The sequence below is a fragment of the Massilia sp. IC2-476 genome (assembly GCF_020707295.1).
In the GTDB taxonomy this organism is placed as follows: domain Bacteria; phylum Pseudomonadota; class Gammaproteobacteria; order Burkholderiales; family Burkholderiaceae_D; genus Telluria.
Genome location: NZ_JAJFER010000006.1, coordinates 175,466 through 196,887, shown reverse-complemented (window position 1 = coordinate 196,887; position 21,422 = coordinate 175,466). Strand labels below are relative to the sequence as shown.

Genomic DNA, 21,422 nt, shown 5'->3' with positions numbered 1-21,422 from the left:
CAGCTCCGGGGCGCGCAGACAAGCGGCCCTTGATGATCGCGTGTTGGCAGCGAGTCGGGCGCGGCACGCCATGCTCGGCGGGTATGGCGCGCACGGTTGGCGTCGCGCATCGACGCGCCATGAAAAAAGGCAGGCAAGGCCAGGGCCCTGCCTGCCTTCACGCGGCGAGCTCGTTTAGAACTTGTACTCGACCGATGCGCGGTACACCCGGCCCATCATGTCGGCCAGGCTGGTCAGGTAACCGCCACTGTAGGTGGAGTTGGCGGTGAGTGGCGGCCATTCTTCCGTGATGTTGTTCACGCCGAGCGAGATCGTGGTGTTCTTGATCCCGGTGTAGCGGACGTTCAGGTTGAACTGGCTGTACTCCTCCACCTTGGTCAGGGTCGAGCCGGCGCGCGGCGTCAGGTCAGTCAGCGCGGTGTTGAAGCGCTGCGACAGGGTCGCCCTCCAGTCGCCGGTGCTGTAGCTCACCTGCGCCGTGTACTTCCAACGCGGGTTGACCTGCGGCGCACCCGCCAGGCCCGAGTTCGGACCGGTCTGGCCGAAGCGGCCGTCGTTGGTGATGATGCCGACGTTGCTCATCCACGGGCCGTTACGCTCGCTCTGGAACTCGTACTTGTGGTACCAGGTCGCATCCAGTTTCGCATCGAAGGTGCCGATGCTGGTCTTCGGGAAGCGGTAGCTGGCCGAGAAGTCGGCGCCGCGGATACGGGTCTGGCCACGGTTGGCCTGGCTCGCCACGATGTGGTCGATGGTGCCGTCCGCACGACGCAGGATGAAGTCGTTGTACTTCTCCGGGTTCTGCTGGATCTCGGCGATCGAGACCGCGCCCAGCACGTCCTTCAGCTTCAGGCCCCAGTAGTCGACGGTCAGCGACAGGTTCTTGACCGGCTCGAAGCCCACGCCGAAGTTGAAGCCGCGCGAACGTTCCGGTTTCAGGAAGGTGTTGTTTGGCGACTTGGTCCAGTACGAAGTCAGCACGTTGCAGACCTGGTCGGCGGTGAAGCCGTTCGAAGGCGTGCCGGTGCCGGCCACCAGCGGCTGCGAGCTGCGGCACAGCTGCGGATCGTCCATCACCTGGGTGCGCACTTCCGGCGTCGGGTTCTGGATGTCCATAATCGACGGCGCGCGGAAGCCGCTCGAGACCGAGGCGCGCAGCAGCAGCATGTCGTTCGGGGTCCAGCGGGTCGCCAGCGCCGGGTTCACCGTGGTCTGCTTCAGGTCGTCGTAATGGTCGGCGCGCACCGAGCCGTTGACGGTGAAGGTCTTGGTGAGCGGCGCGTCGGCTTCCAGCACCAGCGAGGAAATCTGGCGCTTGAGCTTCTTGGCCACGCCCTGCGGCACTTCGCCCACCAGGTCGGTCTGCACCACGTTGCCGGAAGCGTCGATGTTGTAGCTGCCGTCGGCCTTCTTGAGCACGTAGTCGAGCGGCGCGTTGAAGGTACGGGCCGAGTCTTCCCGCAGTTCGCCCGAGATCGCGAGCACCAGCTCGCCGCCGCCCAGGTCCCACACCGGACGGGTGATGGTCAGGTCGACGCTCTTGTTGAAGGCCTTGTTCAGGCGATAGGTGTAGTCCTCGGCCTGGATGCTGCGCAGGTATTCGATGCCTGCCGCGTCCTGCGGGCCGAACGGGTTCAGGATGCCCTTGTCGAAGCCTTCCTGGGCCTTCGAGTACAGGATATAGCCTTCGCCGGCGCGGGTGTCGCGCTTCGATTCGCCGTAGTTCAGGCCGGCGCGGTAGTCCCAGCCCGCCACTTCGCCCTCGGCCGACAGCACGATGCGGTCGTTGCTCTGTTCGTCGTTGCGGTAGGCCGGTCCGAGTTCGCCCGGGCCCCACTGGAAGTAGATGGTGCGGTTGTTCAGGTTCAGGTCGCTGACTGCGCCCGGGGTCTTGGTCGGGTCGATGTACATCGTCGGCGTGTTGGCGCCGGTGTTGCTGCCGACGACCTTCGGCACCGGCGTGATGCCCTTGCCCGGGTAGAACTTGCTGGTCGATGCCAGCGAATAAGTGGTGAAGGGCTGGCTCGCGCCCGGCACCTGCATGCCGCGGAACTTCTGCACGGTGAATTCCGAGTGCAGCACGTCGAGGTCGATCTTGTGGCCGCCGGCGATGTTCCAGCTGGCGCGGCCGCTGACGGTGGTGATCTCGCTGCCGTCGGTCACGGCGGTCCAGAACAGCGGATTGCGGATGCAGCCCGGCGCGTAGACCGGCGGGTTGGCCAGGCTGTTGTTGCCGAGGGTCGGCAGCGAGTACGGCGAGGCGCAGCCGGTGGCGAAGTTCGGGTTGTAGTTCGAGTTGGCGTTGCGGGCGAAGCCGAAGTTGGCCAGCGGGTTCGGGTTGCGCGCGTCCGGCGTGATGCCCAGGCCCAGGCTGCGCAGCACGGCCGGGTCATGCTGTTCCGGACGGTCGCCCTGGAACAGCGCATCCTTCTTCTGGTGGTCGACCGCGATGTAGGCGTTCCAGCCATCCTGGCCCAGGTCGCCGAAGCCGGCGATCGCGCCGATGCTCTTGGTGGTGCCGCCGCCGCTCATTTCCGGGCGCGCGTATTCGGCCTTGATCGAGGCGCCCTTGTAGCCGCGCTTGGTCCAGTAGTTCTGCACGCCGCCGATGGCGTCGGCGCCGTAGATCGAGGCGCCGCCGCCGTTCAGGGTCTCGACGCGGTCGAGGGCCATGCGCGGGATCACGTTGACCGAAATGTACTGGTCCTGCAGCGGTTCGTTGGCGAGGCGGCGGCCGTTGAGCAGCGACAGCGTGCGCATCGGGCCGAGGCCGCGCAGGTTGGTCACCGGACCGGCGGCGCCGGTGTTGGTGCCCAACGACAGCGACTGCGGCTGCTCGAGCACGAAGTCTTTCAGTTCGGTGTGGCCGCGCGCTTCCAGCTCCGCCGCCTTGACCGTGGTGACGGGGGTAGTGCCCTCGTCGGCGACACGGCGGATCAGCGAGCCGGTCACCACCACCGCCTGGGGAGCGGCGGTCGCTTGCGGTGCATCCGAGGTCTGTGCCTGGGCCTGGGCCGCCAGCTGGAACAGCGCCAGGCTGACCGCACTGGCGATGGTGGCGCGGCGTGGGGTTTGAACAAAGTACGGGTTCATTCTGTCTCCTTAATATTTTTGTAAGAATTGATATGACCACACTACTATTTGGTCAGGCCACTCTTCCCGGCCCTCCCTTCAACTCCTACTCTTTCAGTAAAGCATTGCAAGAATTGATATGACCACATCATAAACTGGTCTGTCCACTTTTTTGAAAAAAAGTGCAGAAATGTTCCTGTAATACATCAGTCAATCGTTTGCGCCCCTGAAATCCACCCGGATCGGGTAATCTTTTCGAGGTTTCAGGGCAACTTGCAAATGCAGGACTGCCATCTTTTCGCGATATCCCCTCCATCGACGCAGTCCAACCAATCGTTAAATTGGTCTTGCCAATTGCTCTGCTTCACGCCACCATAGGCACACCACAACAAGCATGGAGACACAGAATGAACGACAAACATGGTGGGGGAATCGATCGCCGCACGGTACTCAAGGCCGCCGGTGCGGCAGGCCTGATGGCCGCAACAGGCGCCTGGGCGGCCACGCCGCGCAAGACCTACGCGGTGGTCGGCGTCGGTTCGCGCGCCCGCATGTTCACCAATGCCATGACCGGCCCCTTCCGCGAGACCAGCGAAGTGGTGGCGGTCTGCGACAGGAATGCCGGCCGCCTGGCGCGCGCCGTGAAGGTCATCAGCGACACCGGCGCCAGCCAGCCGCGCGCCTACAGCGCCGCCGATTTCGACCGCATGCTGCGCGAGACCAAGCCGCAGTACGTGATCGTCACCACCACCGACGCCAGCCACGATGACTACATCGTGCGCGCGCTCGACGCGGGCTGCGACGTGATCACCGAAAAGCCGATGACCACCACCGCCGAGAAGGCCCAGCGCATCCTCGACGCCGTCAAGCGCAGCGGGCGCCACATCCGCGTGACCTTCAACTACCGCTATTCGCCGCCGCGCACCCAGATCAAGGAGCTCCTGATGTCGGGCGAAATCGGCGACGTGATCTCGGTCGACTTCACCTGGCTGCTCAATACCGTGCACGGCGCCGACTACTTCCGCCGCTGGCACAGCAACAAGGCCAATTCGGGCGGCCTGATGGTGCACAAGTCGACCCACCACTTCGACCTGGTCAACTGGTGGCTGGGCGCCGAGCCGGAAACCGTGCACGCCTTCGGCTCGCGCCAGTTCTACACGCCGGAGACAGCGCGCCGCATGGGCTTGTCCGGCCCGCACGAGCGCTGCCTGACCTGCCCGGAAAAACAGAAGTGCAACTTTTACTTCGACCTGGCTTCCGACCCGGGCCTGAAGGCCCTGTACCTCGACAACGAGAAATACGACGGCTACTTCCGCGACCAGTGCGTGTGGCGCCCCGAGATCAACATCGAGGACACCATGAACGTGATGGTCCGCTACAACAACGGCGCGCACCTGAACTATGCGCTGTCGGCCTATGACGCCTGGGAGGGTTACCACATCGCCTTCAACGGCACCAAGGGCCGCATCGAGCACCGCATCGTCGAATCGGGCGGCGCGGCCGGCGCGGCCAAGGTGCAAAGCGGCAGCGAGAACGTGTCGATCCGCGTGATCCCGATGCGCGGCCAGCCGCGCGACATCGCCCCGATCATCGGCAAGGGCAGCCATGGCGGCGGTGACGACGTCATGCTCAACGAGATCTTCGGCACCGACCCGGGCGACAAGTACATGCGCAAGTCGGACGAGCGCGCCGGCGCCTGGTCGGCGCTGGTCGGCATCGCGGCCAACAAATGCTTCGAGACCGGCCAGACGGTGCGCGTGCCCGACCTGGTCACCGGCTTGACCGCGCCGGACCGTGCACCCATGCCGGACCGCCGCGCGCCGGTACCGATGCCGATCCGGATCAAGATTCCCTGATACTTGACCGCGTGGGCGGGAAGACCCGCCCACCCTACGGCTTTTTTAGATGTCGACCGACAGGTAGGCTTGAACGAGCCGCCCGTTGATGACGTCATAGGCCCCTGCCCCGCGCAGTTCCAGGCCGTAGGTGTCGAACAGGTTGCTGAGCGCCACTCGCAGCGATGCCGGACGTTCGAGCAGCCTGAATCGATAGCGGCTACTGAGCGACACCAGGGTGCGGGCGGGAATCGCAACGCGGTTGTCGACGGTGGCCATGAGGGCGCCGCTGTGCGAGGCGCTCATGTCGAGCGACAGGCCTTCCAGCCAGGGCGTGCGCCAGTCGAGATTGAGTTCGACGCTGCGCCGGCTCATGCCCACCGGTTGCTGCCCCACCCGCCCCAGCCGCACGCCCTCGCCCGTGGCGCGCGGCCGCGACAGCACGGCGCCGGCCACCAGGTTCAGGCGCGGCGTGAGCGGCCCCGCCAGCGACAGCTCCAGCCCGCGGTTCTGCACATCGCCCAGCTGCGCGTAGCGGTTTGCCGCGTCGAAGTTGAAGTAGGGCTTGCGCAGGTCGAACACGGTGCCCACCAGCTTCATGTCGCGCGTGAGCGCATAGCGCAGCCCAAGGTCGCCCTGGGTGGTGCGGATCGCCGGCAGCAGCTCATTGCGATTGACTGCATTGCTGGGGGCGACCCCGCTCTCTTCCAGCCCGCGCGTGAAGCTGCCGAAGGCGACCAGGCCGCCGCCGAACGGCAGCGCCGCGGTGGCGTTGTACAGCCAGGGCTGGTCGCGCGCCGTCGCTCCCGCCAGGCCGGGCTTGTGCAGCGCCTTGCGATAGTCGGTCTTCTGCAGGCCAAAACCGATCTCGCCCAGGTCGCGCCAGCGGCCCTCGTAGGCCACGCCGGTCGTGGTCTGGCGGGTGCGGTCGCGCGTCTGGGGACCGAAGCGGAATTCCGGTTTCGGCAGGGAGACCGGAGCATCCATCGCGCTCGGGCCCAGGTCGAAGGCCTGCGAACCATCGTAGTGGCGCTGGCGGTCGCGTCCGCGCAGGCTGAGGTGCAGGCTGTGCAGGCGCGGACCTTCCGCGAGCACTTTCGTCGCGCGCAGCTCGCCGCTCGTGGACGTGGTCCCCGAAGGCGGGTCGGCGATCAGGCGGCGCCTGCCGCGGCCGTCCGGCGTGAGTTCGGTGAGCAGGTGGGTGAAGGCGCTGTGATCCTCGTACTGCGAACGGAACAGGCCCGCGCGCAGCGTCCAGCCGGCGCCCGCCTGGGCACTGGCCAGCATCCCGACATTCATCCCGGTGCTGCGATAGTCGGCCCAGTCCGGGCCCAGGAAGCGCCGGCGCGTGATCCGCGGCGGCAGCACCGGGCTGGCCGGCAGGTAGCTGGGCGCCTTCTCGTCGTCGTAGGTCTCCATCCGGTTCCAGAACGGGACGATCTCGAGCGCCGCCAGCGGGCGCCAGCGCAGGCTGAGGGCGGCGTTGCGGTAGCGCGAATCGGTACCGTTGGGGTACTCGTTGGTCCCCAGGGCGGCGCCGATACCGAGGCTGAGCGCCCGTTCGCCGAGGGGCAGTTCGCCGTCGGCTTCCAGATAGGCCGCGCCGTAACTGTCGCCGCCCGCCAGCACGGCCAGTTTCCTGGCCTCGCCCGGCTTGCGCAGGCTGTAGTCGACGATGCCGGTCGGCGCCGGGAAGGGATATCCCTGGGCCGAGATGCCGACCCGGATCGTGGTCGAGCGCCGGATGCGCGCCGACGGTCCCCAGGCCTGGTCGAAGTACAGCCCGTCGATGCGCGCATTGCCGGCCGCGATCGGAGAGAAACCGCGCACGCTCGACGCGTTGTACAGGCCGATGGTCTCGCGGCCGACGCTGGTGCCGAAGGCATCCTCGGCCTGGCGCACCGCGTTTTCGTCGGTCCTCCCCTGCGCGGGGACCAGGGTCTGGGCGACAGCGGGGGCAGCCAGCATGGCCAGCAGGATGGTCGAACCGGGGAGTTTCAGCATGAAGGTGTTCGCAGGTCGGGAAAGCCCGGCATTATCCGGTATTGATAGAGCACGATCAATGAGGATCTCGGGCAGCGGCGACAATTGATGACAATCCCGGAGATTTGTGCGGGCATAATTTCGGCATGAGCACATCCATCTCTTCTTCCACCCAGTTGGCCGGCCTCCTCGGCCAGCCGGATTTGACCACATCGGCGACGCAGTCGCTGCTGGCCCGTCACCCGGGCCTGAAGACGCTCGATGCGCAGCTGAGCCGCGATACGGCGCGCCTGTCCGCCATCGGCCGCATGGCGCTGGCGCTCGACGCCTTCCGCTCCCGGGCCAACGGCCTGGCGGGCGAGAATCTCGGCACCGCCCTGAACGTGACCGGCAAGGCCGTCAGCGCCCAGTTGACGGGTCCGGCCACGGGGACGCACACGGTCGAGGTCCAGCAGCTGGCGCAGGCACAGAAGCTGGCCACGCGCGCGCTGGCGTACGAGGACACAGCGATCGGCAGCGGGGCGCCGGCGCTGGTGCGCATCGAGACCGGCAGCGGCAAGGACGCCAGCAGCGTCACCGTGCGCATCGAGCAGGGCAACAATACGCTGGAGGGCATCGCCAAGGCGATGCGCGACGCCGGTCTGGATGCGAAGGTGCTCGACGACGGCAAGGGATACGCCCTGAGTCTCAACGGCAAGCCGGGCGCCGCCAACGCGATGCGCATCACGGTCGAGGGCGACGCGGCGCTGGGCGCCCTGCTCTCCTACGGCAGCGGCGCCGCCGGCGGCATGGTCCAGCAGGCCGCCGCCCAGGATGCGCGTGCGCTTGTGGACGGCAAGGCCGTCACCTCATCGACCAATACCCTGGACAAGGCCATCCCCGGCCTGTCCCTCAGCCTGGACACCTTGGGCAAAAGCGAGATCAAGCTCGCGCGCGACCCGGCCGCCGTGGCGGGCAACGTCAAGCAGCTGGTGGAAGCCTTCAACGTGCTGGGCTCTAGCCTGGACGGCCTCAAGACCGGCGACCCCGCCCAGGATGCCCTGCTCTCCCGCGTCAGGAGCGAGCTCGCCCGCGTCCTCGACAGCGCCGACCCGAAGGCGCTGGCCGACATCGGCATCGCGCGCAAGGACGGCAAGCTGGTGCTCGACACGAAGAAGCTGGACGCGGCCATCGCGGCCGATCCCGGCAAAGTCACCGATTTGATCGGCAAGCCCGACACCGGCCTGGCCGGCGGCTTCGCCAAGGCCGTTACCCGGCAGATGTCGCAAGGCGGCATCCTGGCCGACCAGGCCGCCGTGGTGCAGGCTCATGTCGACAAACTGAGCGCCCAGAAGGTCGAGGTGAGCGCGATCATCGAGCGCCAGGCCGCCCTGCTCGCGCAGCAGTACGCGCTGGGCGGCACCGGTGGCAGCTCGCTGTTCGGCCTCACCGGTAACAAGCCGCTGTCGCTGTTCGACTTCATGGCCTGAGGCAGGCTCAGAAGCTCAGCGTCACGCTGCGCGGGCAGTGGTCGCTGGTCTCGATGCGCTGGCCTGGCAGCTGTACCACCGCCGTCTTGCGCGAACCGAGGTTCGCCGGCTGGCGCGCCGCGAGCGCCCCGCTCAGCACGATGTGGTCCAGGCCCGTGAAGCCGCGGCAACCCGCTTCGACGCTGCTCAAGGGCACCTGCTGCAGGGTGCGCGAACCGTCGTTCAGCTCCTGCCACAGGTAGCGCGTCGCCACCTTGCCGTCCGCGCCCGCGACCGGCACGCCGGCCGGATTGCTGCCGTCCGTACGCACCTGTTCCGGCTTGATCGCGGCCGCGGCTTCTTCGTCGATGCGGCGGTTGAAGTCGCCCAGCAGGACGTACTCGGGGCTCTGCTTGCCCACGCTGTCGAGCCAGCGCTCGAGCGGCGCGACCTGGCGGTTCAGTGTCTGGCAGGCGCCGGCACGGTCGTCGAGCAGGCGCGCCTGGTAGGTCGGCGTCGGCACGATGTTGGCGCAACCCGACTTCAGGTGCACGTTGAGGAAAGCGACGCGCCGTCCCGGCAGCTCCAGCTCGAGCGCCAGGCCCGGACGCACCTTGCGCGCCAGCGGGTCCGCCGGGTTATCGGTCACTTCCAGGCCGCGCTCCACGCTGCAGACGGCGGGTTTCGCGCTCAGGCTGCGGTCCCAGGCGAAAGCCACGGTCTGGAAGCCCTCGTGCGCGGCGTCGCATACGCCGAAACGGCCGGCATGCTTGCCGAGCACCTGCTTGATCACCTCGGCCGAGCGCACTTCCTGGAAGGCGAGCACGCGCACGCCATGCTTGTCGACCAGGCCGTCAATGGTGGCCTGCAGGCCGGCCAGCTTGGCGGCGTAGTCGGCGCTGGTCAGCTCGACCGGTGCGCCGCGGCCCTGGTAGGCATTGCAGGGCGCCATCATGGCCTGCTGCGCGGGGCCGCCGGCCAGGCGCTCGGTATCGGCCGCGCACTGGCGCGCCACGCGATTCGCTTGCTCGGTGATCGATGCCTGGCCCGGCTCGCGGCGCGGGCGGGTATCGCACCAGGACACGGTCTTGCAGACGGCGTTCTGGCGGTCGAAATCCTGCTGCGAACCGGCCCAGGCCATGTTGAAGGAGGCGACGCCGAACTGGGTCGGGGACGGCTGCTGGGCTGCTGCCTGGGCTTGAACGGCCGGAGCGGCGAACAGCGCGGCCAGGATCGCAAAGGACATCGGCTTGAAGGTAGACATCTGATCTTTCATGAATGGAGTGGCTGAAAAAGCAATGCGATTATCGCGGAGTCCGGCGTTCGCGGCAATCGGATATACAGCAGCTCCAGTTCACGGCAGCCCCAAGCGCGCCGGCTAGCGCTGCACCGCATACAGCGCGCGGTGCGCCAGGATGAACAGGGTGCGGCCATCCGCGCCGCCGAACACCAGCTGCAGCGGACGCTCGGGCACGTCGATGCGCGCCACTTCCCTGCCGTCCGGCGCGTAGACGAACACCTGGCCGTTCGCCACGTAGGTATTGCCATCGCGCCCCAACACCGCGCTTTCTCCGCCCCGGTTGGCCAGCAGTTTCAGGTCCTTGATGGTGCCGCCCTGCCCCACCACGCCGCTGAATGTGCGGTTTTCCGACCCGTTGGTGAAGACCACGCGCTCTCCCGGCTTGCCGGTGACAAAACCGTGGGTCTGCACCGTATCGGTCCAGCGCCAGCCCAGGTGGTCTGGCGGTCCCTGGCGCCAGATGCGGAACGCCGGCATGACCAGGCTGCCGTCCGGCGACACATATTCGTGGGTCTTCGGCTGCCCGAGCTCACGCACGAACAGCTCGGCCAGGGTGTTGAACTCGTAGGTGTCGGGATTGAGCTGGTCGCGGAACTCGCCGTTCACCCACCAGTTCACCGGCAGGACGGTGCGGGCATTGGGGCGCGTCTGCGCCGGCGTCGGCTTGATCACCGTCAGCTGTTCATGCGGCGCCTCCGGCCGGAACGAATAGACGGTGGTCTCCGGCCCGAACGAGGACTGCACGAACAGCGCACCGCTGGCGTCGATCGCCAGGTTGACCGAATCGAGCGGCGCATCGCGCACCACCTCGAGCCCGCGCCCTTCGGCCCAGCTGTAGATGCGGTTGAACTTGCGCTCGACGAAATACAGCTTGCCCTTGTGGTCGGCGACAGCGCCGGCGATCGAGAAGAAGCCATCCGCGAGTTTGCGCGCCTGCAGGGGGCTTGGCGCGCCGATGACGGGCTTGGCGCCGATGTCCAGCACCGCGAACTCGCGTTCGCGCACGAAGGCGCCGTTGGTGACGTCCTCGATCGCGTTCTCGAACGGGAATTTGCTGGCGCGCAGGAAGGTGCCGCAGCCCTTCTCGTCGCAGCCAGCGAAGCCGCTCTCGCCGTTCACGTGCACGTTGCGGAAGCGGATATCGCTCGAGTTGTGCAGCTTGACCGCGGTGACGGCCGGCTTGATCGAGCGCGTCACCCGGTAGCCGTGGTAGTTCGCAAACAGGATGTTGCGCGAATTGCGCACTTCGAGCGAGATCGCGTCCATGCCGTCGCGTACTTCCTGCTCGGTCTGGGGCGCCAGGAATTCCCAGTTTTCCACCTTGTCGAGCACGATCTCGGCGCGAATGTGGTGCTCGGCCGAGAGCTCGTAGACCTTGCCCGGCGTCTTCGTGTTACTGACGTAGAAGCCGGCCTGGGCGAAGGTGCTGGGCGACCAGACGCCCACGAAGGTACCGCCGCCGCCGTCGGTGACCCACACGCTCGGATACTGGCGGTCCCAGTGCGCGGTGGGGTCGAAGTCGGGAGACTTCTGGTACGGGTCCTTGCGGCTGCCGTCGTACAGCACGGTGCCATGACCGCCCTGGATGCGCACGTCGTCCACCAGCGAGTTCGCGCCCGCCTTCCACAGCAGCGCCACCGCGCGCGGATTGACTTCGCCGCTGGCCAGGCCGATGCCCGACACGATGGCATCGCTGCCCTGCGCGCTTTCCAGCATCGCCCTGGGCGTGTCGACCCCGGCGTACTTCGGCGACCCGTTGGGCAGCACCAGCTGCGTCAGGCCCGGGTGCAGGCCGACGATCACGGTGTCGGGCTTCATCCGGATGGTGTCGTTGATGATGTAGAAGCCGAGCGGCAGGTAGACCACACGCCGGCTGTCGATCGCCTTCTGCAGCGCCGCCGTGTCGTCGGTGCGGCCATCGCCCCTGGCGCCGAAGCTGCGCACATTGGCCCATTCCTTCGTCGGCGGCAGCGCACGCATGACCGTCAAGCCCGATTCCGGCAGCCTGTCCAGAGGCGTTGCCTGCATCCTGGTCCCGAACTTGCCGATGCTGGCAAGACCGGGCAGCATCAGGCCGTAGTTGAAGTCGCTCACCCGGTAGCTCGCACCGACGCCCGCGATGGTCTTGCCGCTGTCGCGGAAGCGCGCGAAGGTCGGCACATTGCGGGCGATGGCGTTCTGGAAGCCCACCTGGGTGTAGACATTGTCTTCGTTGCTGATGACCAGCGCGGCCTTGGACACGTTCTCGAAGCGCACATCCGACCCCCACAGCCAGTCGCCGTAGCCGCGGTCGATCTCGACCCCGACCGGGGTGTTGCGAATGGTGGTGTTCGCCAGCGTGAGACCGGCCTCGTGTTCGCGGATCGCAGCAATGCGCTGGCCGTCGAAGGTGGCGTCCATCAGCGTGTATTGCCAGGCCGGCGAGGTCTTTTCGGACACGATCCCGTAACGGCCGCCGTAGAACTTCAGGTTGTAGCCTACGTTGCCGACGTTGTAGATGCCGGCAAAGCCGGAGCCGATGCGAAAGTCGATGTGCGACAGGTTCGAGTGCTGGGCGGTGCGCTGGCGCACCGCGGCGGCACCCGGGTTGCCCTCGCCGATCTCGAAGTCGACGTTCGACAGCGCCGAGTAGAAGGTCGACGAATTGGCGTCGCGCACCTTCTCGCTGTAGGGCACGGCGCTGGCCACCGGTACCGGCACCTTGCCGGTGTTGTACTGGTCGCCGCCCATGAACACCACCATCGTGCCCACCCCTTTCTGAAAGCCGGGCGTGTCCCTGGCCAGCACCAGCACCGGCCGGGTCGGCCCCACGCCGTACACGCGCACCGCCAGCGGAATCAGGATCGAGCGGGTGATGCGGTAGCGGCCCGAGGGCAGGAATACCACGCCCCCGCCGCCCTTGTTCGCGGCGCCGTCGATGGCCGCCTGGATGGCGGCCGTGGCGTCGGTCCTGCCGTCGCCAGGTGCCCGGACCTGGATGGCGCGCGGATCGTCCGGCATGCTCTGGTAGGCCGACACGGATGCCGGCACCGCCGCAGCAGCTGCGGCGAGCGCCGGGCAAAGGAATCCCACCGCCAGCAGCGCCGGCGTCAATCGTAGTTTCATGATGTGTCCTCGAACGGTTAAACGAAGATCGAAAGGAGCATGACGAACAAGAGGCCGAACAGGCCGACCAGGGTTTCCATCAGCGTCCAGGAACGGAAGGTGTCCCGCAGCGACAGGCCCATGTATTCCTTGAACATCCAGAAGCCGGAATCGTTCACGTGGCTGCACATCAGGCTGCCCGCGCCCACGGCCAGCACCATCAGGCTGGGATCAAGGCCGGTGCCGTTCACCAGCGGCGCCACGATGCCGGCCGCGGTCAGGCCGGCCACGGTGGCGGAGCCGAGGCAGACGCGCAGCACCAGGGCGATCAGCCAGCCCAGCACCAGCGGCGGCACCGGCAGGCTGGCCAGCGAGCGGCCCAGTTCCGCGCTGACGCCGGTCTCCACCAGTACCTGCTTGAGCGCACCGGCGCCGGCAATCACCAGGAGGATCGGCGCCACGTCGCGCAGCGCGTCGCCCGCCCCACCCATGATCGACGACAGGCTGCGACCGCGCGCCAGGCCCAGCGTGACCACCGCCGCCCCCAGTGCCACCAGCATGATGATCAAGGGGTTGGCGAAGAAGGCAACCAGCCGGTTGACGGCGGCGCTGTCGCTCGGATGGAGGATAAGTACCGTGAAGCCGCCCAGCAGCCAGACCGGTAGCAGGGCCGTGGCGAAGCTGTTGAAGGCGCCCGGCAGTTCGGCTTCAGGCTTGAGTTCCGCCTTGAACAGCGCCGAACTAACACCCTTAATGTTCTTCAGGCTCATGGCGAACAGCGGCCCGGCGATGAGCAGGGTCGGGATCCCCACCACGATCCCCAGCAGCAGGGTGCGCCCGATATCGGCCCCGAACTGCCCGGCCAGCGCCGTCGGCGACGGATGCGGCGGCAGGAAGCCATGCGCGATCGAGAGACCGCAGACCAGCGGAATCGCCAGCGCCACCGCGGGCCGGCCGGTCTGGTACACCAGCGAAAACACCAGGGGCACCAGCAGGACGAAGCCGACGTTGTAATACAGCGGGATGCCGGCCACGAAGCCGGTAATCATCAGGGCCAGCGGCATGCGCCGTTGGCCGAACAGCGAAATCAGATACCCCGCGATGCGCTGGGCCGCGCCGCTGTCGGCGATCAGCTTGCCGAACACGGCGCCGACGCAGATGATCACAGTCAGTGAGCCCAGCAGGTCGCCGATGCCCTTCTCGATCGCCTTCGGTATCGCTTCGATCGGCATGCCGAGCAGCAGCGCGGCCAGCATCGAGACCAGCACGAAGGCGATCAGGGGCTGGACCTTGCCCCAGGCGATGCTGAGGGTCAGTACGAAAACGGAAAAAAAGACGGCCAGCATGGACCAGGCGACTGGACCCACACCGAAAGACGCCGCCAAAGCACCAGAGAGACTCATGTGAACCTCGCGCCCCAACACCACTCCCGACCGTGCCCGCTAACGGGCACGGCTCCCCGCACGCCTTAGAACTGGTAGCGCAGGCCGACGCGGTAGATACGTCCCAGCACGTCATACAGTGCGGGATTGAGCGCGTAGCTCGGGTTTTCCTGCGGCGCCGCGACCGGGTCGCGGTTGCCCGCGTTGTCGATCTTGGCGTACAGGGTGACCTGGTTGGTCAGCTTGTACGACGCGCCGATGTCGACGTAGAACGCACCCTTCATCTGGTTGTTGAAGATGGTGCGGTTGTTCGGCGTTGATACCGGGCAGCCGGTCTGGCATTCGATGAACTCGTGGCTGTACACCCCATCGCTGATCCAGCGTTCGGTCAGGTTCACGCTCCACTTGTTCCAGTCCCAGGATTGCGAGGCCATCACTTTCCAGTCCGGGGTATTGCCCAGGTTGACGCCTGCACCTTCGCTCGGGATCGTGTTGGGGATGCCCGAACGGGTCTCGAAGCTCTTCATGTGGGTGGCCAGGGCGCGGAAGGTCAGGCGGCCCGGGATCCCCAGCGGATTCGGCTGAGTGCGGTAGGCCAGTTCCAGGTCGTAGCCCTTGCTGCGCAGCGAGGCCAGGTTGAACGCCTGGGCGGTCACGAAGTTGCTGCCGGCGGGGCCGGTCAGTTGCTGGGTGGCGCAGATCTCCTGGTTGCCGGCCACGCACAGGTCGACCAGGGTCTGGTTCGGCAGGCTCGAAATCACGTCCTCGACCTTGACGTCGAAGTAGTCGAGCGAGGCCGAGAAGCCGGGCAGCCAGGATGGCTGGGCCAGCACCAGTCCTAGCACCGTATTGCGTGCGATTTCCGGACGCAGGTTGGTATTGCCGATGGTGCGCTGCTGGATCTGGACCGACTGGCCGTTGTAGGTGACGGCCGCATTGACCACGACCGGCGCGGCAAACAGTTCCGACAGGTTCGGGGCGCGCACGTCCTGCGAGGTCACGGCGCGCACGCGCCAGCCGTCGAAGCCGGTGTTCCAGGTGGCTCCGACCTTCCAGGCCTTGACGCCGCCCGAGGTGCTGTAGTCGGTCTTGCGGCCGGCCAGGTTCAGGTTCACCTCGCCGAGCGCGGCCGACTTGAGCACCGGGATGTTCGCCTCCAGGTAGGCTTCCCGGACGGTATAGGAGCCACGCCCGTTGTGGTAGTTACCGGCGTACCAGTGGTTGCCTTCCGGCTGGCTCAGGATCGGGTCGGCAGGATAGGCCGGCGTGTTCGGGCTGTCGGCGAATACGCCATTGCCGTAGGGGTCGCCCGTCACGTAGTACTGTTCCTTGCGCCACTCGGCGCCGGCCGCCATCGCCACCGGGCCGGCCCAGGAGCTGAAAGGCTCGCCCGTGATGTTGAAGCTGGCCACGTCCTGCTTCTGTTTCGAATACTGGCGCGGCCCGTTGGCCGGAGCGATATAGGCCCAGGCGGCAGCGTCGATCGGCACATTGCCGAAGATGTTGATCGGCTTGCAGCCGCTGGCCACGGCCACCGGATTGGCGCACTGGATCGAGCCGTCCGGCGCCCGCACCGCCTGGATTGCCTGGTCGTAGCGGCGGTTCAGCGTCATGTTCTCGACGTTGATCTCGATTTCGTTTTCGCCGTGCGTGAGGTAGGCGTTGTAGCCCCATTCCTTGCCGCCCAGCGTGAACTTGCCTTCGGCGCCGGCCACCAGCCGCTGCATCTTGCGGTTCGGGTTGACGTCGATGAATTCGGGGAAGTTGGCGTTGGCGGTGCCATAGCGGAAGGTGGTGATGCCGGCCTGGGCGCAGCGGTCGCGCACCGACTGCGGCAGATAGGGGTTATCGCAGCGCATGGTGAGGTTGCCCTGCTTGGCCGCGCCCGGGTTGGGCGAGAACGTCGCATCGACCTCGCTCCAGGTGGCCGTCATGTAGATCTCGTTGTTGTCGTCGAGCTGGAAGCCGGCGCGGCCATACAGCACCTTGCGCGACAGGTTCATGCCGAGCGAGGTGCCGGCGCCCACGTTGCCCGACAGGTCGCCGCCTTCGCAGAACGAGCCGACGCAGTTGGTCCCGTACTGGAACTGGGTCGGCGCGCCGTTCTCGCCGAAGGCGGTGCCGCGCAGCGGGCCTTCGGTGATCAGGCCATACTTGCCGTACTGGATCTGCTGCGCATTGTCGATCACCTTCAGCTGCGGCGCGCCGTCCGTGGTGGGACCGAAGCCGCGGTTGGTGATCACCGTGCTCCGGTACCAGTCACGGCCATTGGCCGCCTTGCCGCCGAAACCGGGATTCGGCACGCCCTTCTCGCGGCCGTATTCGGCGCTGCCCACCAGGTGCAGGCGGTCGTTCATGAAGGCCTTGCCGAAGGCGGTCTGCACGGTGCCGTGCTCGTCGTCGCGGTAGGTCGTCTGGCCGCCTTCCAGGTTCGCCTTGAAACCCTGGAAGTGCTTGTCCGTGATGAAGTTGACCACCCCGCCGACCGCGTCCGAACCATAGGACGCGGACGCGCCGCCGGTGACGACGTCCACGCGCTTGATCAGGAGCTGGGGAAACTGGCTGACATCGGTCACGCCGCTGACATTCGCGCCCACCACCCGCTGGCCGTCGAGCAGGGTCAGGGTGCGGATCGGCGTCAGGCCGCGCAGGGACAGCGAGGACAGACCCTGCGTGCCGCTGCTGGTGCTGAAGGCGCCAGTGGTGCGGCCGGTGCTGCCCTGCAGCGCCGGCAGCTCGACCAGGGTGTTGAAGACGTTCGGCTTGGCGCTTTTTTCTAGGTCGGCCGAGGACAGCGTGGTGGTCGGCGTCGGCTGGCTGAAGCCGCGCGCCGGGAGCCGCGAGCCCGACACGGTCACCGTTTCGACCCTGCCAGGGGCCTTGTCCCCGTCGGGCTGGGTAGCCGGGATTGCGGGGTCGGCCTGCTCCTGGGCGTATCCGGGCGAGGCAATCCAGCAGCACGCGCTGGCAACGGCGAAGTACATCACATTTCTGCGAAGCGGAATATTCATGGCTTGTCTCCAGTCTGTTTTGTTTTGTCGGTCACGCGATGGTTTGCGACGGGGCGCGTGCCGTGATGCCATGCCGGCTCCGTCAAGCCCGGCGAGTGCTGCTGTTGTTGAAACCGGTTGTCCGTGCCTTGTCCGCTTACGCGGCATCCTCCCTGCTCGCCAGGATGGCGTTCACCAGCTGCACCGGGGCCTGGCGGATGTCCAGCCGCAGTCCGTCCTCTTCGCCATCCAGGGGCTCGAGTGCAGCCAGCTGGCTGTCGAGCAGATGGGGCGGCATGTAATGGTTGCGGCGCGCCGCCAGGCGTTCGGCGATGAGCGCGCGCGGCCCATCCAGGTGGACGAAGCGCAAGGCCGGATCGCCTTCGCGCAGCAGGTCGCGGTAGCTGCGCTTGAGCGCCGAACACGAGACGACCAGTCCCTTCCCCTGTTCGCGCGCGCGGCCGATCTGTTCGCGCAGCGCACGCAGCCAGTCGCGCCGGTCCTCGTCGTCCAGGGGCTGGCCGGCGGACATCTTGTCGACGTTCGCCTGCGGATGAAAGGCATCGCCCTCGACATAGGCATCGCCGCAGGCGTCGGCCAGTTGTTGACCGATGGTGCTCTTCCCGGATCCACATACCCCCATGACCACCCAGCGGATGGCGGGCCATGTCTTGCTCGTTTGCTTCATCTCGCTTTCCATTAGTTAGCGCTAACATTCCAAGGCAAAAAAATATCGGGAACCGATCTCTATACTAGCGAGCGCGTGCGACATTACAGCAAGTGCGTTGCTGTAATGACTCGTTAGCGCTAACATGACTCATTCTACACAGAATCAAGGGCGTGTAAATATATATCGGTGCTGCTTTGCAGCATTGAGACATCGACAAGCGACCGTGGCAGAATCTCGGCACCCGACCCCTACTTTCACCATGACAAAAAGCCCCAACAAGAGCCGCGCAAGCGGCCGCACTACCCTGACCGCAGTCGCCGCGCATGCGGGCGTCTCGGCCATGACGGCCTCGCGCGCATTGAACCAGCCGGAGCTCGTGTCCGACGAAGTCCGGCTGCGTGTGGAACAGGCCGTGGCCGCACTGGGCTATGTCCCGAACCGCGCGGCGCGCGCCCTCGCTTCGCGCCATTCCAACGTGATCGTGGTGCTGGTGCCTTCGCTGTCGAACTTCGTGTTCAACGCCGTCATCGACGGCATCCAGCAGGTGGTGGATGCGGCCAATTACCAGCTCCTGATCGGCAACACGCGCTACTCCGACGCCGAAGAAGAGAAGCTGCTGAAGATCTACCTGGAGTCCAACCCGATGGGCATCCTGCTGTCGGGCCTGACGCACAGTCCGCGTGTGGAACAGTTGCTGGCGTCGTCCGGCGTGCCGGTGGTGTCGATGATGGACCTGTCCTCCGATCCCCAGCAGCTGTCGGTGGGATTCTCGCAACACGAAGCGGGCCGCACGATGACCCGCTACCTGATCGACAAGGGCCACAAGCGGATCGGCTTTATCGGCGCCCAGCTCGACGAGCGTACCCTGACCCGCGCCGCGGGCTATCGCAGCGCCATGGTCGAGGCGGGGCTGGCGGACGAACGCCTGGAATTGATGGTGCCGGATGCCTCAAGCATCGGCCTGGGCGCCGAACTGCTGGGACGGATGCTGGCCCAGGTGCCGGATTGCGACGCCATCTTCTGCTGCAACGACGACCTGGCCCATGGCGCCATCTACCAGTGCCAGCGGCGCGGCATCGCGGTCCCGGAACAACTGGCGATCTGCGGCTTCAACGACCTTCCAGCCTCGGCCTGGATGATTCCTTCGGTGACCACGATCAGCACGCCGCGCTACCGGGTCGGCTTCGAAGCCGCCACCCTGCTGCGCAACGTGATCGAGGGACGGCAGCCGCAGGTCGGCCACATCGACCTGGGCTTTACCCTGATGCCGCGCGAAAGCGCCTAGGCCGCCGGCCTCAGGGCACCAGCACCTCGAGCTCATAGGTGTCGCCGGCCCGCACGGCGTCGACACGCGCCTGCGGCAGCTGGCGTCCGTCCTGCCAGACCTGGACCTCCGCCACGCCGGCGCGCCGGATCGACACCCTGAACAGCGCGCCGCGGAACTGGCGCTCGACCTGCATGCCGTCCCAGCCGCGCGGCAGATGGGGCGCAATGGCCAGGCCCTTGGCATCGCCTCTCAGGCCGCACAGCCCCTCGATCACGGAGCGGTAGGCCCAGAACACGGTGCCGGTGTTGAACAGCTGGCTGGAGCGGCCCGCCGTGCGCGGATACTCGCGGTGCGCGCCACGGTAGTAATTCGGGATGAAGACCGGCAGCTGGCCGCGCTGGAGATAGTCGGCCATGTCGGGGCCCGGGAGCATCTGGCGCAGCGCCTGGAAAGCGCGCTCGCCCTCCCCGACCGTGTACAGGCTGAAGATGTAGAAGATGGCCGCGTGGTTGTACACGGCGCCGTTCTCGGCCGACCCCGGATGCTTCTGGGTCACGCGCCCGACATCGTCGCGCATCTTGCTGTATGGCGGCGCGAACATGGTGACGCCATACGGCGAATGCAGCTGGGCCTCGATCTCTTCGAACATCACGGCACGCTGGGAGGCGTCGGCGGCGCCGGACAGGATCGCCCAGGCCTGCGGGTTCAGGTAGATCCGTCCTTCCTTGTCTTCCTTGACGCCGAACTTGACGTCGTCGTCGGTGATGCCGCGGGCGAACCAGCGCCCGTCCCACAGGTGCTCGTTGGCGGCCCGGTTCATGGCGGCGGCGCCCGCTTCGAAGTGGCGCGCCGCCGCGTCGTCGCCGCGTTCTGCGCAGATGCCCGCCCACAGCCCGAGCGCATGGGCGGCGGCGACGGTCAGCCAGCCTGACACGCCGCGGCCCTTGTAACCCACCATGTTCATCGGGTCGCACCAGTCGCCCTGCGCGATGAAGGAGAGGCCGCGCGCGTCGCGCGCCTCCAGCAGCCAGTCCATGGCGCGCCCGATGCGCGCGGCCACGGTGTCGCGCTGCCCGCTGTGGTCAAGCACGACCTCGTCCAGCAGCGACCAGTCGGCCGTCTCGTCGAGATAGGCGCGCAGCGCCACCGGCAGCCACACGCAGTGGTCGGTGTGCGGCACCTGGTTGATGTACTTGAGTTCCGCCCCCTCGACCAGCAGGATCCCGTCCGGCATGGCGCCGCTCGGCTCCTGCTGCGCCAGCGCGGTCAGGAAGGCGCCGCGCGCCGTCTCCGGCTTCACGTAGCACATGCCCATATTGTCCTGCAGGTAGTTGCGGGTCTGCGGGTCGGTGGTCAGGCGGTTGACGTCGCCGTGATAGAAGATCTGGCGCGGCAGCCAGTGGTTGACGAAGTTGTCGAATTCCTTGTCCGGACTGCTGATGCGCAGGCAGCCCTCGCCTTCCGCGATGTAGGCGCGGTAATCCCGGGCAGTGCGTGCGAAGGCCTCGGCCGACAGGTAGCGCGCGCGCATCGCCGCGATCTCGGCGTCGTCCAGCGCTGGTCCGAACAGGAAGCGCCGTTCGACCGTTTCGCCCGGCGCCAGCGCCAGCTTGTACTGCACGATGGCGGCCGGCGTCTCGTAGCGGGCGTCGCCATTGCCGAGGCTTTCCGCCTGCAATGCGCTCGGGTCGTGCAGGCCGCCCTCGCCCTCGAAGACCGCCTGGTTCGCTTCCCAGCTGTCCGGCGCGTGCTCGCACAGGAAATAGGTCTTGTCCTTGAGGTGCCGGTTCTTGAAATAGTCTTCGACCTTCTGGTAGGGCGTGACGCTGCTGGCGACAATGCCGCCCAGGTCGGCGCGGTATTCGCCCGACTGGTTCATCCACGACATATAACCGATCGGGAAGTAAGGCGTGACGCTGATCCGGCGAGGCCGGCCGCTCAGTTCCGTGACCTTCAGCGACCACAGCTCGGCCACGTCCTCGCGCGGCAGGCTCAGGCGCAGCTCGACGCGCAGGCCCAGATGTTCGACGCTCCACAGCAGGTCGGACTTCCCAACTGAGAACACGAAGCGCTCGGCCTGGGCCCGTACCGGCTCGTACGGCACCGAGAACAGCTGCCCCGCCTCTTCGTCCTTGACGTAGACGAAGCGTCCCGGATGGTGGGCATAGTACGCCTGCTCCGGCTGCATGAAGGACTTGGCCTGCAGATTGGGAGCATGCGCGTACTTCGCGGGTTCCGGCTGCATGAACTGGGCGACCGCATAACCGCGGCAGGTCGCCTGGATCATCATCTTCCGGTTCCACAGGAAGCCGGCCGCATTCGGCATGGCGGTGGGGCTGTACAAATCGAAGCGTTCGCCGCCTTCGGTAGGACCTAGCACTTCATTTTCTC

Annotated in this window: 11 protein-coding genes; 3 read left to right on the top strand and 8 right to left on the bottom strand. The window is 66.7% G+C overall.

Features of this window, described 5'->3' with window-relative positions; genetic code table 11:
• Positions 1-174 precede the first annotated feature (174 nt).
• Positions 175-3,093, bottom strand: a complete 2,919-nt coding sequence (locus tag LK539_RS17070) for a TonB-dependent receptor domain-containing protein (protein ID WP_227802250.1) — start codon at positions 3,091-3,093, stop codon at positions 175-177.
• Positions 3,094-3,479: 386 nt separating this feature from the next.
• On the opposite strand from LK539_RS17070, the gene LK539_RS17065 reads away from it, so the two are divergent.
• Positions 3,480-4,928, top strand: coding sequence for a Gfo/Idh/MocA family protein (locus LK539_RS17065; protein WP_227802249.1), 1,449 nt, complete (start codon positions 3,480-3,482; stop codon positions 4,926-4,928).
• A gap of 45 nt (positions 4,929-4,973) precedes the next feature.
• Here LK539_RS17065 and LK539_RS17060 read toward each other — a convergent pair whose 3' ends face one another.
• Entirely contained in the window at positions 4,974-6,911 is a 1,938-nt protein-coding gene (locus LK539_RS17060; RefSeq protein ID WP_227802248.1) for a TonB-dependent receptor domain-containing protein, read from the bottom strand.
• A gap of 125 nt (positions 6,912-7,036) precedes the next feature.
• Between LK539_RS17060 and fliD the strand changes: the two genes are divergently transcribed.
• Entirely contained in the window at positions 7,037-8,359 is a 1,323-nt protein-coding gene (gene fliD, locus LK539_RS17055; RefSeq protein WP_227802247.1) for a flagellar filament capping protein FliD, read from the top strand.
• 7 nt (positions 8,360-8,366) lie between these two features.
• Here fliD and LK539_RS17050 read toward each other — a convergent pair whose 3' ends face one another.
• From LK539_RS17050 to LK539_RS17030, 5 genes are all read right to left on the bottom strand, one after another.
• Entirely contained in the window at positions 8,367-9,602 is a 1,236-nt protein-coding gene (locus tag LK539_RS17050; protein ID WP_227802246.1) for an endonuclease/exonuclease/phosphatase family protein, read from the bottom strand.
• Positions 9,603-9,716: 114 nt separating this feature from the next.
• Entirely contained in the window at positions 9,717-12,743 is a 3,027-nt protein-coding gene (locus tag LK539_RS17045) for a glycosyl hydrolase family 28-related protein (protein ID WP_227802245.1), read from the bottom strand.
• A gap of 17 nt (positions 12,744-12,760) precedes the next feature.
• On the bottom strand, positions 12,761-14,068 hold the full coding sequence (locus LK539_RS17040) for a GntP family permease (protein ID WP_227802244.1): 1,308 nt from the start codon (positions 14,066-14,068) through the stop codon (positions 12,761-12,763).
• Between the two features lie 122 nt (positions 14,069-14,190).
• Positions 14,191-17,115 (bottom strand): TonB-dependent siderophore receptor, encoded by a 2,925-nt coding sequence (locus LK539_RS17035; RefSeq protein ID WP_227802243.1) that lies wholly within the window; start codon positions 17,113-17,115, stop codon positions 14,191-14,193.
• 136 nt (positions 17,116-17,251) lie between these two features.
• The gene (locus LK539_RS17030; RefSeq protein WP_227802242.1) at positions 17,252-17,782 is read right to left on the bottom strand and encodes a gluconokinase; all 531 of its coding nucleotides are present in this window, start codon (positions 17,780-17,782) and stop codon (positions 17,252-17,254) included.
• 241 nt (positions 17,783-18,023) lie between these two features.
• On the opposite strand from LK539_RS17030, the gene LK539_RS17025 reads away from it, so the two are divergent.
• Complete coding sequence (locus tag LK539_RS17025) at positions 18,024-19,049, top strand: LacI family DNA-binding transcriptional regulator (protein ID WP_227802241.1); 1,026 nt, start codon at positions 18,024-18,026, stop codon at positions 19,047-19,049.
• A gap of 10 nt (positions 19,050-19,059) precedes the next feature.
• On the opposite strand, the gene LK539_RS17020 is transcribed toward LK539_RS17025, so the two are convergent.
• On the bottom strand, positions 19,060-21,411 hold the full coding sequence (locus tag LK539_RS17020) for a GH36-type glycosyl hydrolase domain-containing protein (protein WP_227802240.1): 2,352 nt from the start codon (positions 21,409-21,411) through the stop codon (positions 19,060-19,062).
• Positions 21,412-21,422: the final 11 nt, after the last annotated feature.